Source organism: Clostridium sp. UBA4548, assembly GCF_002387895.1.
Classification (GTDB): Bacteria; Bacillota; Clostridia; order Clostridiales; family Clostridiaceae; genus Clostridium_J.
Genome location: NZ_DGLI01000047.1, coordinates 1 through 17073 on the forward strand (window position 1 = coordinate 1; position 17073 = coordinate 17073).

10 protein-coding genes are annotated in these 17073 nt (G+C 30.9%); 4 read left to right on the forward strand and 6 right to left on the reverse strand.

All coding sequences use genetic code 11. The features are described 5' to 3' along the window. Positions 1-29: 29 nt before the first annotated feature. Together B3040_RS17290 and B3040_RS17295 are read right to left on the reverse strand one after the other, a co-directional pair. Entirely contained in the window at positions 30-1364 is a 1335-nt protein-coding gene (locus B3040_RS17290) for a CoA-disulfide reductase (protein ID WP_291576086.1), read from the reverse strand. 119 nt (positions 1365-1483) lie between these two features. Beyond that, complete coding sequence (locus B3040_RS17295) at positions 1484-1729, reverse strand: hypothetical protein (protein ID WP_291576088.1); 246 nt, start codon at positions 1727-1729, stop codon at positions 1484-1486. A gap of 190 nt (positions 1730-1919) precedes the next feature. Between B3040_RS17295 and B3040_RS17300 the strand changes: the two genes are divergently transcribed. Together B3040_RS17300 and B3040_RS17305 are read left to right on the forward strand one after the other, a co-directional pair. Beyond that, on the forward strand, positions 1920-4937 hold the full coding sequence (locus tag B3040_RS17300) for a helicase C-terminal domain-containing protein (protein WP_291576090.1): 3018 nt from the start codon (positions 1920-1922) through the stop codon (positions 4935-4937). A gap of 233 nt (positions 4938-5170) precedes the next feature. Beyond that, positions 5171-7165, forward strand: a complete 1995-nt coding sequence (locus B3040_RS17305) for a S8 family peptidase (protein ID WP_291576093.1) — start codon at positions 5171-5173, stop codon at positions 7163-7165. A 136-nt stretch (positions 7166-7301) separates the two neighbouring features. Here B3040_RS17305 and B3040_RS17310 read toward each other — a convergent pair whose 3' ends face one another. Both B3040_RS17310 and B3040_RS17315 read right to left on the reverse strand, forming a co-directional pair. Further along, on the reverse strand, positions 7302-8135 hold the full coding sequence (locus tag B3040_RS17310; RefSeq protein WP_291576095.1) for a PHP domain-containing protein: 834 nt from the start codon (positions 8133-8135) through the stop codon (positions 7302-7304). Then, complete coding sequence (locus B3040_RS17315; protein ID WP_291576197.1) at positions 8135-8680, reverse strand: DsbA family oxidoreductase; 546 nt, start codon at positions 8678-8680, stop codon at positions 8135-8137. Before B3040_RS17315 ends, B3040_RS17310 begins: the two co-directional genes overlap by 1 nt. Before the next feature lie 608 nt (positions 8681-9288). Between B3040_RS17315 and B3040_RS17320 the strand changes: the two genes are divergently transcribed. Continuing rightward, positions 9289-11340, forward strand: coding sequence for a YgiQ family radical SAM protein (locus B3040_RS17320; protein ID WP_291576097.1), 2052 nt, complete (start codon positions 9289-9291; stop codon positions 11338-11340). 159 nt (positions 11341-11499) lie between these two features. Here the strand turns inward: B3040_RS17320 and B3040_RS17325 are convergent, their stop codons facing one another. Both B3040_RS17325 and B3040_RS17330 read right to left on the reverse strand, forming a co-directional pair. After that, positions 11500-12639: an alanine/ornithine racemase family PLP-dependent enzyme gene (locus tag B3040_RS17325; RefSeq protein ID WP_291576099.1), complete on the reverse strand. Its 1140-nt coding sequence runs from the start codon at positions 12637-12639 to the stop codon at positions 11500-11502. Positions 12640-13014: 375 nt separating this feature from the next. Further along, positions 13015-14475, reverse strand: coding sequence for a PLP-dependent aminotransferase family protein (locus B3040_RS17330; RefSeq protein WP_291576101.1), 1461 nt, complete (start codon positions 14473-14475; stop codon positions 13015-13017). A 647-nt stretch (positions 14476-15122) separates the two neighbouring features. On the opposite strand from B3040_RS17330, the gene abc-f reads away from it, so the two are divergent. Then, positions 15123-17039, forward strand: coding sequence for a ribosomal protection-like ABC-F family protein (gene abc-f, locus B3040_RS17335; RefSeq protein ID WP_291576103.1), 1917 nt, complete (start codon positions 15123-15125; stop codon positions 17037-17039). Positions 17040-17073 lie beyond the last annotated feature (34 nt).

Below are 17073 nucleotides of genomic sequence, written 5' to 3' on the forward strand. Positions count from 1 at the left end.
TTTACGGGTGGTCTTGACTATTAATCTATTTATTTAGCTACATTTCCAGCAACATTTACTGCATCCCAAGTTCTAGCAAAGGGAGGAGCATAGCATAAATCTAACATTCCAAGTTGATCAGTAGTCATGTTATTGAAGATGGCTGTTGCTATTACATCTACTCTTAATACGGCATCATCTTTACCTATAATCTGTCCCCCTAGAATTACTTTGGTATTTGGATCATAAATTAGTTTTATATAGAGATTGCATTGACCAGGATAATAGCTAGTTTGATTTTTTTCTTCTATAAAAATAGTTTTATAAGGAATATTATTTTTAATAGCCTCATTTTCAGATATACCTGTCCTTGCAGCTTCTAAATCCATAACCTTAATAGCTCCAGAGCCTAAAGTTCCTTGAAAAGAGTTCTTTTGGCCAGCTAGGTTTTCACCTACAACTCTTCCAATTTTGTTAGCCGTAGTTGCAAGAGGAATGTAAATGTTATCCTTCCTAACTAGGTGATATACACTAGCACAATCTCCAGCAGCATAGATATCTTTTATGCTAGTTTCACCATAATTGTTTATGATTAAAGCACCATTTCTAAGCATTTCAAAGCCTACATCCTTTAAAAAAGCAGTGTTTGGTCTAACACCAGTGCAAATTATTACCAAATCAGCGGGATAACTTCCTTTATCAGTTACAACTTCACGTACCTTACTCTCACCTTTTAATTGCTTTACCATTTCTTTAAGGTGTAAGTCTACACCATGATTAGTTAGTGCTTCCTCCATAATATCTGTAATCTCCTTATCAAAGGAATCAGGAAGTACCCTAGCATCTAGTTGAATTAATCGGCAGTTCTTTCCTAGCTTTTTCATAGCTTCTGCAGCTTCTATTCCAATATATCCAGCACCAATTATTACTATATTTTTAACTTCTTCTCTTTTAAGCTGCTCTTTTATATCTATGCCATCCTCATATTCTTTTAAAGTAAACACGTTCTTGAGGTTCACATTTTCAATTGGAGGAATAACAGGACTAGCTCCAGTGGCAATCATTAATCTATCATAATTATCTTGAAATTCCTTACCAGTGTTCAAGTCTATAACTTTTAAAGTTTTATTATTTACATCAATATTTAACACTTCATGTTTTATATTAACTTCTATGCCATTTTCTTTGAATTCTTCTTTGGTTCTAGCTATCATAACTTCAGGGTCTGTGAAAAAATCCCCTAGAAAGTATGGAAGACCACATGCACCCCAAGAAACCACTTCAGTTCTTTCATAAACTATTATCTCAGCATTCTTATTAATTCGTTTTGCTTTTGCAGCTGCACTCATTCCAGCAGCAACTCCACCTATTATAACGATTCTCATAGTTAAGCCTCCTTTTTATGTTTAATAGTAAATTAAATACAAGGATATTTTAACCTAAAAATTACCTTTTTAACAAGGTTTTAATTAATAACTAAAGTAAATTTGACAAATGTAGATAATTATTTTATTTCAGCATGTTCTATGCCTTTAGTATCAATTTTGTAATTGCCTCTATCCGATTGTTTCTTTATAAATCCTTTTTTAATTAAATTCTCAAGACATAGCTTTAAAGTTCTAGTGTGCTCTTTGTTATCAGAAAGATTAAGAGCTAATCTAATTTTAGTTAGACTTTGTGGTGATGAATCTCTATTTTCATAAAGATAGTTTAAAATTTTGTCCTCAATTTCTTTTATAGTAATTTTCATAGAAGTCCTCCTTATAAGTGTATTTATTCATGGTACATAATTATACTACATAATTTACCACTTACAAAGTGCAATATAAATATAACTTTACCAAAGAAGAAAAATTTATTAAACTATATATGAAATTTGTAGATAATAAGTTTATAACAAAGAACTATGAATTCTAATAATAGACAAAGGTGTGGTATTTATGAGCCCCCATTCGTTACTTCAAAATGTAATATTTTTAGACATAGAAACTACAGGGATAGATCCTTATGAAGATAGAATAATAGAAATCGGTGCAGTAAAGGTTAAGGATAATGAAGTAATTAAATTTAATATTCTAGTGAACCCAGAAAGAGAAGTGCCCTTAAATATCTTTGATTTATGTAAGGGACTAAGAAGAGAAGACCTTGAGAACTCTTGTACCATAGATGTGGCAATGAAAAAGTTATTAGCATTTATTGAAGAATTTCCATTGGTGTGTCACAATGCAGCCTTTGAAAAGAGCTTTTTAAAGGTTGAAAATGAGTTTTTGGACTCTATGGAACTTGTAGCAATTCTTTACCCTGAACTACCAGAATTTAATCTTCAATATCTGATGAAGAAGTTTTTGCCTTATTCTAAAGAAGAAAATCACAGGGGAATCAGTGACTCAGAAGATACCATGGAGGTTTTAAACTGTGTATTAAGCAAGTTTTATATAGAGAATGGTTATGCACTTCCAATGAGCATTTTAGAATTGGAGAATTGGAAGTGGTATAAATACTTAACTAGCTTAAAAGCTGAATACGTTGACTGTTTTGTTAAGAGTAAACCAAAGGTCAACTCCAAGGTAATTTCAAAACCGTATATAAGTTTTGCTTTAAAGGACTATGAAAAGCTCTTTGCAAATTTGGATATATGGAGGAGAAGTGGTAAAGCTTATACTGAAAGACCTGAGCAAATACAAGGATCAAAGCATATGAGGAGAGGACTTCAAGAAGGTAATATCACCATAATGGAGGCACCAACAGGTTTAGGTAAAAGCTTGGCCTATATATTGCCCTCAGCGATATATACTTATCTAAATAGGGATACAGATGAAGAGAAAGTTGTAATTTCAACTAATACCAAAGGGTTGCAAACTCAGTTAGTTGAAAAAGATATTCCAAATCTTCTAGAAGCTTTAAATTTAAGTCAAGAAGTTAAGTATACTTTAATAAAGGGAAAGGGAAATTATTTTTGTCTAGAGAGATTTTTAGAAATAGAATACCCTAAAGATATTAATACTTTACTTGGATATATTTATATTAAAAGATATATAAAAGAAAAGGGATTAGGGGATATTGAACTAATAAACTTTGCAATAAGGAAAGCTTTTAACTTGGAATACTTAATTCTGCAGTGCAATTGTGATGGAGAATTTTGTGATGTGAATACTTGTAGGTTTAAAGAAGAATGCTATTATGCAGGGAAAGTCAAGGAACTTAAAGAAGCCCAATTAGTGGTGGTAAATCATTCTCTTTTATTAAAGTGGCCTTATAAAGGGATTCTTTCAATAAAAAATATAGTAGTAGATGAGGCTCACAATCTTTCAAAGGAGGCTTTTGATGCTTTTGAAAATACTTTAGTGTCAGATGAATTAGTAAGGTATTTAGAAGAGGTCTATGATAAAGAAAATAAAACGGGATATTTGCTTTATCTTATTAAAAAAGGTAATGTTAAAAGTTTGCCTATGGAGGACATAGAGAGAAATCTTAAAGTTTGCTACAAAAGTACATATAAAGTAAAGGAAAGTTTTGAAAGATACATAGCTAAGTACAATATTTCTATGGAATATAACCTAAAAGAACAATTGGAAGTTAATGATTATAAATACATGGAGATAAATAGTTGTTTGCGAGAGCTTAAAGAAAACTTAATTGCTTTAAATTTATATTTAGATAAAGCAATAGGATCTTTGAAAGAGATATCAAATCTTGAAAGAGATAAAAGATTAAAGATTTTAGTGGAAAAAGTAGAAGGAATTAATGGATATATTTCTCTAGTAGAAGATATGATAGAGCAAAAAAAGAAAGATTGCTGCTATTACTTTGAAGTAGAACGAAGTTTAAAGTGGTGGAAAATATCAAGTATTCCTTTGGATGTATCTAGAATTTTTTATGATAAGGTTTTAAGTGAAGTTAGAAGTTGCTCTTTTATCTCAGCAACATTAGCTACTGACAGAGGGTATGGTAGATTTAGGGCAACTCTAGGTATTGATATTGCAAAATCTCAAAATAAAAAAGTAATAGAAATTGAACCTATAAAGCCTGTATTTAACTACAGCAAAAGAAGTGCTATTTATGCACCAGATATTTTATGTGGAGAGGGAATAGAAGCTTTTATCCCTAAGATGAAGGAATTTGTTTTACAGCTATTAAAGAATACAGAAGGAAATACATTAATTCTTTTTACAAGTAAAAAAAGATTGAACGCTTTTAAACGAGAAGCAGGTATTGAACTGAATAATTTAGGTATAAGGATATTACAAAATAAAAGGGAAATTGGGAAACTTAAAGCTAGAGATCATAGATATATTTTTCTTGGATCAAAGGGTTTTTTTGAAGGTGTAGATATTCCAGGAGATGTGATGACTACTGTGATATTAGATAAATTGCCAAATATAAATAGTAATGAACCATTTTTTCAAGCACTGATAGAAAGTGAGATAAACAAAGGTAAAACTTATTGGCAAGCCTATGAAAATATTAATTTTCCAATTATGTCTATTGATTTAAAACAAGTTTATGGAAGATTAATAAGAACAGAGTATGATTATGGTGCTTTATTTATTTTAGATAAATTTAATAATAATAGTAATAAAAATACTACAGTTAATAAAGTGGAAAGGCTTCTTCATGGAGTTCCTATTATTAGGGGAGACTTAAAGAATATCTTTAGAGACTTAAGAGTTAAAACGCTTCGATGGAAGACTATGAATTTGTTTAAGATTTTAGGAGAAGTTAAGGAAGAGCTAAAAGAGGAGATTAGATTAAACAAATGTAAACACGAGCTAAATACCATAGATCATATAGAGAATTTTATTGAATCATATTTAAGCAGAGAGTATAAAAAAAGAAAACTATTTTGGGATGTAAACATTGAGCTGGAAGACCAGGTTAAAATAAGAATTAATGGAGAGTATATTAATTTAGGAAGCAACAAAGAGAAGATATTTAAGTATTTTAAGGATGTATTTTAGAAGGAGGCTCTATTAGAACAGAGCTTCTTTTTTGTATAAAGGAAAGTTTATTTTTATAAAATTATCACATTATTATAAAGAGCGAGTAAAAAATATTAGAGGTTTAAATAGTTTTCAGGTAATAAATAAAAATTAGAGGCAAGGATTTTATTTTTGTTGAACAAAACAATATAATTTATCATAAAATATATAAAACCTTTGATTTGTCTAGGACTTATATTATTTGGTCATTTATGGATTCATTAATATATTTTATATATCATTCTGAAGGTTTATTAGAGGTAGGTGATAGCGTAATGTTTAACATAGGTGAAAAACCCTTTGGGCTGTGTCTGAAGAACACAAGGGAATCAGAGGAACAAATTGGAATTACTCCAGAAGAAGCTGAGAAATATTATTTTGACGAAAACTATCAAACTTATTTTGTAGAGTACGTGGGAGATTTGCCAAGTGAAATTAACAATGTGGACTTTGCTCATCTTTTTAGTACAAACCGGTTTTTTGCGATTCTATTTGTTAAAAAAGGAATGATAAGCGAAGTTCTTAAGAGGTTTCCTCAAATTATAAATCTGGAAAGAAGTGCTCCTTTTACACTATTTGATTTATATGAAGATGGTAATGTTGCTGATGTAGTGATTAATAGAGGTGATACTACTTTAGATGGTACTGGTGTTATTGTAGCCATAGTGGGTACTGGAATAGATTACCTAAACCCAAGATTCATGAATTCTGATAATACTACACGAATAATTACAATCTGGGATCAATCCATTAATGAAGGAAATACTCCACCAGGTCTTGTGTTTGGGACTCAATTTACTAGAGAAAACATAAATGAAGCCATCAAAGCTAGTGAGAGTGGCCAAAATCCTTATGAAGTTGTAAGTCATAAAGATGAGACTGGATATGGAACTGCGATAGCAGGTATAATTGGGGGAAGAAATTTAAGGGACATGGACATTATAACTAGCTTTGCACCAAACTGTGAATTTATTATTGTAAAACTTAAACCAATAAAAAAGAGCAATGCTGAACTTTGGGGAATAGAGGACTATGAAAACAGTATTTATGATAGCAATGATATAGTAGCAGCTTTTAGGTATCTTGATGAAATACAACAAAGACTTAGAAGACCATTAGTTGTATATTCAGCAACAGGAACTAACTTAGGGGGGCATGATGGTGGTGCAATAGCGGAGAGGTATATAGATAGTATCACAAACAATAGGAATTTCACTTTTGTTACAAGTACAGGAAATCAAGGGGATAGACCAATACATTTAAGAGGTTCCTTTTCAGAAAGTGATACTAGAAAGGAAGTTCAACTTCAAGTTGGTGAAGAACAAAGAAATTTAAATTTTTTCTTGTATGTTATAGCGCCCGACCAGGTATCTATAGGAATTATTTCACCAACTGGAGAAAAGGTAGAAAAGGTCAATATTCAGCCTATAAATGGTCAAGAAATAAGTCTTTCATTAGGAGAGAGCAGAATTACTATACAGTATTTTACAGAAAGGAAAGGGCCCGGGGTTAATAGATTAGATCAAAGATTAGATTTTTTTATAAGAAATGCTGTAGGAGGAATTTGGACAATTATTATTTTTGGAGAATATCTTTTTAATGGAGAATATGATTTGTGGTTAGAGCAAAAGCAATTTTTAAAAGAAGGTACTGGTTTTATAGGTGCAATACCAAATACAACCTTAATGACACCAGCTACTGCCCAAAATATAATTGTTTGTGCATCATATAATCAATTAGAGGGGAAAGCGTTTCCTGAGTCAGGTAAAGGATTTACTAGAGATGGAAGAATTGTACCTACAATTGCAATACCAGGAAAAACCATCAGAACTATAGGAGTAAACAACAAATCTATTGTGGTAAGTGGCACGGCAGTAGCAGGAGCTATTCTTACAGGATTAGTAACACTTATGTATCAATGGGGAATAATTCTTGGCAATGATATAAATATATATTACTCTAAGATAAAAAGTTACTTCATCTCAGCAGCAGATAGAGAGGAAGGGCAAGTTTATCCGAATATTGAAACAGGATTTGGAGTTCTTAATATAAAGAGATTATTCGAAATTTTAAGTCAGGTATCTAGTGAAGAGAGAGGAATGAAGGAAGTAGCAAGTAAAAAGGTTGAGGAAAGTATGAAAGGCTTGTTTATTTCCATACCAAAAGAATTTTGCAGAAGATTAAAAGATAAAACAATTAATGATTAATTTTTTGAAATAAACAAATAAAAGCTTCTCTAAAGCATATATAGAGAAGCTTTTATAATACTTTTAAACTATAAAAGTGCCAAGAAAATTGCATATAAGCTACAAAACTTTAAGTATAAGAGATGTTTTGGTTAAATTAACTGTTATACCTGTGAAGAAAATGGTTAAAGTATTCTTCTTCCATACTCATATCTCCTAAGATACCATGCTTTGTATCTCCAGAAAGAATTCCGTGAAAATCTGAACCGCAGGTAATGAGTAAATTGTTACGTCTACAAAGGCTTATAAGTTCATCAGTTTCTCTTTTGAAATTTTGAAAGTAAATAGCCTCTAATCCATCAAAACTGTAGCTTAAAAATTCCTTAACAGGACTTTTTTTAATTAGTTTTGGATGGGCCAAAATAACAATACAATTATATTTTTTAAGAAAATCAATGCCTTCAGATATAGAGATTTTTTTATTTTCTACGTAAGCAGGGCTATTTTTACTAATAAACTTATCAAAGATATAATTCCAATCATAGTTATAACCAGCTTCTATGATTGCTTGAGCTAAATGAGGCCTAGCAACTACACCTTCACCAAGTTCCAAAACTCTATTTAAATCAATCTTTAAGTCAAAGTATTTTTTTAGATTTTCAACCATTAAAGTTGCTCGTTCTAGACGAGATTTTTTTAAAGAGGAAAGATAAGCTAAAAGTTCTGAATCTTTGTATCCTTCGCCTTTAAAATACCCTAATATGTGAATACTCTCTCCATTGTGTAGACAACTTAGCTCAATACCAGGAATAATATTTACACCTAGTTCTTTACCTCTAGTTAAAGCTTCTTCAATGCCTTCAGTAGTATCATGATCAGTGATGGCCAGAAGTTTTACTGATTTTTCCTTTGCAAGTTCTACTACTTGAGAAGGAGAAAGACGACCATCAGAGGCGGTAGTATGACAGTGAAATTCTGCTATTACCTTCATTAGAACACATCCTTTAATACTCTTTTGAATTCATCAACACTTACAGCACCTACCACTTTTTTCTCACCATTAATTATAAAAGTAGGCATACTATTTATACCATATTTCTCAGCTTCTAACTTAATGTTTTTAAGGCGTTGTTTATAATGTTTTTCCTCTATACTCTTATGAAGCTCATCTAAGTCTAGATTGCATTTTAAAGCCACCTCTTCTATAACTTTCATATTACCAATATCTTTGCATTCTGAAAAATAAGCTTTAAACATTAGTTCATGAAACTTATGGTAAGTTCCCATATCTCTTGCATACTCACTAGCTTGTATTGCAAGGTTAGAGTTTGATAGTTTAGTAAAGTTACCAAATTTAATTTCATAAGGATTTCCTTTAGTATTTAGCATTTTATACATTCCTTGAAGATCCATATTAGGGAACACCTCAGATAAATCTTCTCCAAAAGGAGGAACTTCTGGATGCAATTCAAAACTATACCAGGTATCTTCAATATTATAGTAGTTTTTTAACTCCGCAACTATACCTGTTGCTATATAACAAAAGGGTCAAATAAAGTCTGAGAATATTTTTAGATTATATTTCATTTAAGGTCATTCCTTTCAATGGTTAATTATTATTAATTGAATAAACAATAACACTTTAAGTGCAAGAAAACAATATAAAATAAGTGCTGGATTACTTAATATATTTAAAGGATTTACTATGGCTGAAAGGAATATTCTATGAATAATTAATAAATTTAAATGCTTCTAAGTTTTAAAGAGTTTATAAGCTAATTATTTATTGTAAAGCAATCAATTATTTTCCCATTAATAGATATAGCTTTAATACTTAAAGCTGTATTATTTACATCAACTATCAAAAAGTGATGTACTTCCTTAGGCTTAACTATGACTCCGTTTTTATCTTTATATTTATTTTTAATCTTTTCACCACCTTCACAAATTATAACTTGGAATATTTTAAATCACAATATACATTGATGTAAGTTATTAAAATTCGCAATTTGAATTTTCTTATATAAAATAATAAAAACATTTATAAAGAAATTTATGTCGAAAAATGATATAATATAGACCTGATTCAAAAAATCTGTATAGAGTATTTTCAAAGTTAAATATATAAGAAAAATGGGGGAACTATGGTGAGTAATGGATTTTTACCAATGAGTAAAGAAGATATATTAGAAAGAGGCTGGGAGCAACTAGACTTTATCTTAGTAACTGGTGATGCCTATGTGGATCACCACAGTTTTGGAGCTGCAATAATTTCAAGGGTTTTAGAAAATGAAGGATATAAGGTAGGTATAATTGCCCAACCTAGCTGGAAGGACACAGAAGATTTTAAAAAGTTAGGAGCACCAAGACTAGGATTTCTAGTTAACTCGGGTAACATGGATTCTATGGTAAATCATTATACTGTTAGCAAGAAGTTAAGAGATAAAGATATGTACTCACCTGGTGGCCAGATGGGTTTAAGACCAGATAGAGCAACTATTGTATATTGTAATAAAATTCGAGAAGCCTTTAAAGGTGTTCCCCTTATAATAGGGGGAATAGAAGCCAGTTTAAGACGTTTTGCTCACTATGATTTTTGGAGTGACAAAGTTCGAAAATCTATGCTAGTTGATAGTGGAGCAGATCTATTGATCTATGGAATGAGTGAAAAACAAGTTGTAGAGGTAGCTAAGAGGTTAAGCGAAGGTGAACCTATAAAGCAAATTACTAATATACCAGGTACTTGCTATATAGCAGAAAACTTAGATGAAGTTGAAAACTATATGGAAATACCTTCTTATAAAGAAGTTTGTAAAGAAAAAATAAAATATGCACAGGCTTTTAAAATACAGTATGATGAGCAAGACCCAGTTAGGGGAAAGACCGTTGTACAAAAACATACTAGTGGATATTTAGTTCAAAACAAACCTGAATTACCGCTTACCAGAGAAGAACTGGATAAGGTATATGCTTTGCCCTATGAAAAAAACTATCATCCTGAATATGAGGAGTTAGGTGGAATACCAGCTATTGAAGAAGTGAAATTTAGTATAGTTAGTTCGAGAGGATGTTTTGGAAGTTGTGCCTTTTGTGCTATAACCTTCCATCAGGGGAGAATTGTGCAAAGTAGAAGTCAAGATTCAATTGTAGAAGAAGCGAAAGAAATTACAAAGTTTAAAGAGTTTAAAGGATATATTCATGATGTGGGAGGTCCCACAGCAAACTTTAGATATCCTGCATGTAAAAAGCAATTAAAGGTTGGTGCTTGCAAGGATAAACAATGTTTGTATCCAAGCCCCTGTAAGAATTTAGATGTGGATCATATGGAGTATCTTGAAATCCTTAAGAATGTAAGAGAATTACCGGGAATTAAAAAGGTGTTTGTAAGATCAGGGTTAAGATATGATTATATGATGGCAGATAATAAAGATACATTTTTTAAAGAGCTTATTAAATATCATGTAAGTGGAAAATTAAAGGTTGCACCAGAACACGTTTCTCCTGTGGTTCTAAAATTTATGGGTAAGCCAGCAGGAAAAACTTATGATAAGTTTATGGATAAGTTTTATAAAATAAATTGCGAAATGGGTAAGAAGCAGTATATTGTTCCTTATTTAATGTCTAGTCATCCAGGATGCACTGTAAAAGATGCTGTAGAGCTAGCAGAGTATTTGAAAGATATTAAATATCAGCCGGAGCAAGTTCAGGATTTTTATCCAACACCAGGAACACTTTCTACCACAATGTTTTATACGGGATTAGATCCTTTGACTTTGGAGGAGGTTCATATCCCTAAGACTAGGCATGAGAAGGCAATGCAAAGAGCCCTGCTTCAGTATAAGGACCCAATGAAATATGATTTAGTGTATTCTGCGTTAGTTGAAGCAGGAAGAGAAGATCTAATTGGCTTTGGGCCAAATTGTTTAATTAAGCCAAGAGCAAAGAAAGATGGAGTTAAAACAGAGGGCAATAAAGATAGTTTAAGAAATAAAAGAAACTCTGAAAAAAATCAAATCTCACATAAAAGTGAATATGGCAAAGAGAAGGGGAAGTTAAAGGGAGCTAAAGATAAAACCACAAATAATAAAACAAAAGCAGAAAATAAAAAAGAAAAAAGTTTCATTAAAGAAGGCTTAGGGAAAAAAAGCAATAGACCAAGTAAGCAGAGTGAAGGAAGAAAGGTTACGAGAAGATAATTAGAAGTTGTTTTTGATAGATTTAGGCAAGCTTTATTATAGTACAGATAAGGGGCTCCTCACATTGCATTTTTATGCATTACGAGACAGCCCCTTAAAAATCTTTTTAGGTTTTTATCAAAATAGCAAATGAATAATTTTAGTTCTACTAAATTAAAATTATTTTATGAAAATTTTATTTATACCAGTAGAGCCGCTTAAATAAAGCATGTTAGGATAATATATGTCGAAGGTAAGAATATCTCCAACCTTTAAATTTTCACTGCAATTTTCAATATCAATAATAAGATGGTCGCTACTACTGCCTATTACCTCTATACCTTTAGTTCGTGGAAGTAAACTGTGTTGAAAAGCAAAATCCTGCTTACCAACAGCTAATAATGCTCTTTTACGGATACCTCTATCTTCATAGGTTGGTTTATTACCAAAGGCATCTATAAAAATTTCACCTACTGGATGAGAGGGTTTTTGTTTTATTTCCACTATTTCTGCTTTTAATAGGAAGGCATCCTTGTGGAATTTGCTCATGTCATATTGCCAAAAATCATCTAAATCTCTGGCATTTAAAATTCCTTCTCCAAGTCGCAAGTTATTTACTTTTTTGGGCATTTTACCATCCATTATAACTGTTAAAGAAGAAGTGGCACCACCAGAGATTATGTCTAGTTTTCTATTTATTTTTGATTCAATAGTTTCAGCAATACTGCATAGTTTTCCTAGATTTATTTCCGTTGGCTTAATTGATCCGTAACAACCTAAGTTTGTACCAATACCATAAAGTTTAACGTCTTTAAGGTGATTTTCTACATAAAGTGCTAGCTGCACTATTTCATCTTCATTAAATAAACCTTCTCTTAAATCGCCTAAATCTACCATAAGTATTACCTTGTGAGTTTTATTCTGCAATTCACATTGCCTTTGAATTTTATTAAGAGTTTCTAATTCAGAATTTAAGCTTATGTCCACATATTTAACTAAATTTTCTATTTCACTTAACATAGGAACACGAATAAGCATCATAGGAATGTTATAACCTTGCTGCCTTAATTTGATTATTTGATCCATTCTTGAGTGAGCTATATACTCGCAACCAGCTTTTATAAATTCTTCTACCACCGGAGGTAGTGCATTAAAGCCTTTAACAACACCAGCAACATTAATACCTACAGAATTACATAAATCCACAGTATATTTTGCATTCTCATAAACTTTTGTAAGATTTACTTCTAATAGTGGATAACTTGTACTAGATTCGATTTCTTTTTCCTTTAAAAATTCTTTTGAAGTTTCTTGAAACATACTTGATCCCCCTTGAGTTAACATACTTAATCCCCTGTGATGAGTATATTATAAGAAAATTCAAACACTACATCTCCATCCATATTAAATAAAATAATACCAACCAAAAGTTGGACTAAGGTATGTAGGAAGAATATATTAGAGTGCTGGTTACTTAAATTTAAAGAAATATGACTATAACAGAAGCTTTTACTATCAAGAGGTCAACGCGTTTGGACTCTGAGGGCCTTAAATTATGAAAATAAAAAACCATAAACTTAAAAATAAGTTTATGGTTGAGGAAAGTTATAATTTTAAAAAATCCTTGAATTTAATTTGAAGTTGTATAAAGTTTAATATGCCTTTTCAGGGATTAATAAAATAAACTCATAACTATTAGATATCTTTAGAGTTTATTAATTTTTTTATTAACTTTGACAGCTTATACAATCCCTGTTGTAATTCCTCTATGGGAGCATAGGAATAAGAAATTCTTAGAGAATAATTAAAATTAGAGTCATATATATAACCTGGATATAACAAAATTCCTATTCTGCAAGCCTCATTAAAAAGTTTATACATTCCTATTTTGTATTTTAGTGTAACCCACACATAATACCCTCCTGAGGGTATATTCCAAGTAGCTATTTCTGAAAAGTACTTTTGTAAAACCTCAAGGGTTACTTGCCTTCTCAGGGAAAGCTGTTTTCTTAAGGTTTCTATATGGTCAAAATATAGACCTGTTTCTATCCATTTAGCTACAGTGAGTTGGGATAGTGAGCTAGAACCATAGTCCGTTTGCATTTTAATATCACTTAATCTTTCAATAACCGGTTCAGGACCAACAATCCATCCAATTCTTAATCCAGGACTTAAGGTTTTTGAAACACTTCCAACATATAGAACAAGCCCCGTTTTATCGATACTTTTTATTGGTCTAGGTGGTGGGGTGTCAATCCATAATTCTCTATACACATCATCTTCAATAATTGGGAGCTTTTCTTTTTGACATACTTTCATTAACTCCTGTCTTCTATTTTGTGACATAACAGTTCCTGTTGGGTTTTGAAAGTTTGGTATTGTATATAAAATGGAAGAATTATGTTTCCTTTTATACTCTGGAATTAGTGAAGCTTTAATTCCTTCCTCATCAATGGGAATGCCACTCCTTCTCATACCTAAGGATTGAAAGGTTTGGAGAGAATACATATAGGAAGGGTCCTCTAGAAATACTGTGGCTCCTTGCTGTAACAAACCTATAGTAATTAGTTGAATTGCTTGAAGTGCACCAGAAACGATTAGTATAGAAGATGCAGGTGCTTTGATGCCAAAAGTATTCAAATACTTACTAATTTGTTCTCTAAGATATAACATGCCTTTAGGACCTTCATAACCTAAATTTTTCATTGATTTAGTAACTTCATTTAAAACTACAGACATTTTCTCTTGTGGAAACATTTCAGGAGAAGCTTCTCCTGTACTTAATCTAATATAGTCACTTTTGAATTCTAAGTCGTTAATTTGCTTAATAGTCTTGAAATTAGGCATATGAATGCCTTCTTCTATGTAAGATTGCCAATTGGGCTGTATATTATTTAAAAGTTGAGATATATTATTTATTATTTTTGTACCGCCTTTACCATTTCCCTCTAGTAGGCCTTCAGCCTTTAATTCATCTAAAGCTGAAACTAAAGTGCTTCTGTTTACATTAAAAAGCTTTGATAACTCACGTTGAGGAGGAATAACAAACCCTACAGGCCATTCGCCGGTACTAATTTTAAATTTGATGTAATCGGCTATTTGTAAGTAAAGTGGTTTTTGGGAGGCTTTATTAGGTTTCCAGTCTAAATTTAACATAACTTATCAAATTCTCCTTATTGAATTAAAATAAATTTTACAGAAAAATTCATATACTAATTGTAATGAATATATTTAGTAAATACAATGAGTAAATAATATGGTGAGCTAACTATGAAAACCAATTTAAAAATATCAGTTTAAAACCATATAGACAATACTTTAGTATAACTATAAATTATCAGTGTTATAATTTATTAGAAAAAATCGAATATTGCACTAATGTAATAATGTGGTATAATTGTAAGAGAGTATTACTGAAAGGGGTATAGGTTATGATATCAGCAAATTGCTAATTAAAATTAATTTTTTCAAAAGTTAATTATTATTTTTAAGAGGGCCTTATTTCATAACAGGTATTTAGGTTTATTTATAGTGCTCTTTTAAGAAGTTGGCAATTTGGAGGATAACTTATATTACTAAACTATTAAAATTAAATTATAATTTCGATAAAGAATGTCCCTAAAAATTCTTAGAAATATTTAGGAGCATTCATAGGTTTTATCTTATTATAAGAGTTTTATGAATTGTTTTAGACTATAAGGAGATTTGGCTTCTTATAGTCTTTTTACTTTTAAATTATTTAAAAAGTAAAAAATTAGTTAGCGATTATATTTTATGAAAATGTTGAAATGAGGGATTTTATTATGATGGAGTTATCATTTAATAATGTAATGAAGTATCTAGATGCTACTTTAGTACTTAAAGATATATCTTTTAATATATATGATAATGAAAGAGTAGGAATAGTTGGGGTAAATGGTAGCGGGAAAACCACAGTTTTAAAGATAATTGCTGGTGTTGAACCTATGACAAGAGACGATAAGGGATGTATTTCTATGCCGAGAGGAAAGACAATAGGATATCTTCAGCAGGTTCCAATATTTCCTGAAAATGTTAAAGCTGAAGAAGTTTTAAATTTGGCTTTCAAAGAAATTGAAGGTTTTGAGGCACAGATGAAATTAATGGAAGAACAAATGAAGAGTTTAGAAGGGATAGACTTGGAAAAGGCCTTAAAGAGGTATGGAGAAATACAGCAACAATATGAAATTAAAGGAGGATATGAAAAGAATGAGAAGCTTAGCAAGGTATGTAGTGGGTTAAATTTTAGCCCAAGCTTTCTTAGAAAAGATTTTGATATACTCAGCGGAGGAGAAAAAACTATTGTAATGCTGGGAAAAATCCTGTTACAAAATCCTGATATATTGCTTTTAGATGAACCTACAAACCATCTTGATATGGAGTCAATTGAATGGCTAGAAAGCTTTCTAAAAACGTACAAGGGAATTGTTATTATAGTTTCCCATGATAGATACTTTTTAGATAATGTAGCGACAAAAATTATTGAGATAGAAGATATGGAGTGTGAAACTTATAAAGGAAATTATTCGGAGTTTGTAAAACAAAAGGAAGAAAACATGCTTTTACAATTTCAACAATTTAAAGAACAGCAAAAACAAATTAAGGCAATGGAAAAGGCCATAAAAGAATTAAGAGATTGGGCTATAAGAGCTGATAATAATAAATTCTTCAAAAGGGCTGCTAGTATACAAATTAGATTAGATAAAATGCAAAAAATTCAAAAACCTAGGCTTGAAAGTGAGACAATGAAACTGAATTTTAAAGAAACAGGTAGATCAGGAAATGAGGTTATTGTAGCTAAGGCCATGTCAAAAAGATACAAAGACAAAAAACTTTTCACAAATCTAGACTTACTAATTAGCTATGGAGAAAGAACTGCACTTATTGGGGCAAATGGAAGTGGTAAAACTACATTTTTAAAGATAGTTCTTGGTGAGGAGGTTAGCGATGAGGGTTCAGTGAAAATTGGAGAAAGTGTAAAATTAGCATATTTACCACAAAATATCCAGTTTAACAATGAAGAATTAACAGTTGTCGAATGTTTCAGAGAAGATGTTATGATCCTTGAGGGCAAGGCTAGGGAATATTTATCGAAGTTTATGTTCTATGGCTCTAGTGTCTTCAAAAAGGTAAAGCACTTATCTGGAGGTGAAAAAGTTAGACTAAAGTTAAGTAAACTTTTGTATGAAGATATAAATTTCCTAATCCTAGATGAGCCCACAAATCATCTGGATATTGAATCTATAGAAGCTTTAGAAGCAGCATTAGAAGATTTTAAAGGAACTATATTATTTATTTCTCATGATAGGTATTTTATAAATAAAATGGCTAACAGAATAATTGAAGTAGAGAATAAGCAGTTTAAAAACTACATTGGAAACTATGAATATTACAAAAATGAAAAGAATAAATTAAGAATTCAGGTAACTGAGCAGCAAAAAATAGCTAAGGAAAAACCACAAAAAGTAAGGGTAGTAGACGAAACAAAAAAACGAGAAAAGGAAATATGTAAATTAGAAAATACAATAGCGGATTTAGAGGCAGAAATTAAAGATATGGATGAGAAAATGAATTTAGCTGCAGAAGATTACACTGAATTAAATAAGTTATTTATTAAAAAGAGTGAATTGAAAAATAAATTAGATGAAGCCATTGAAATTTGGATTACTTATAATGATGAAAATAAAGAAAGCAATAACTAAACTTAACTCAATTAGTCAATATGTTTGACTTAGG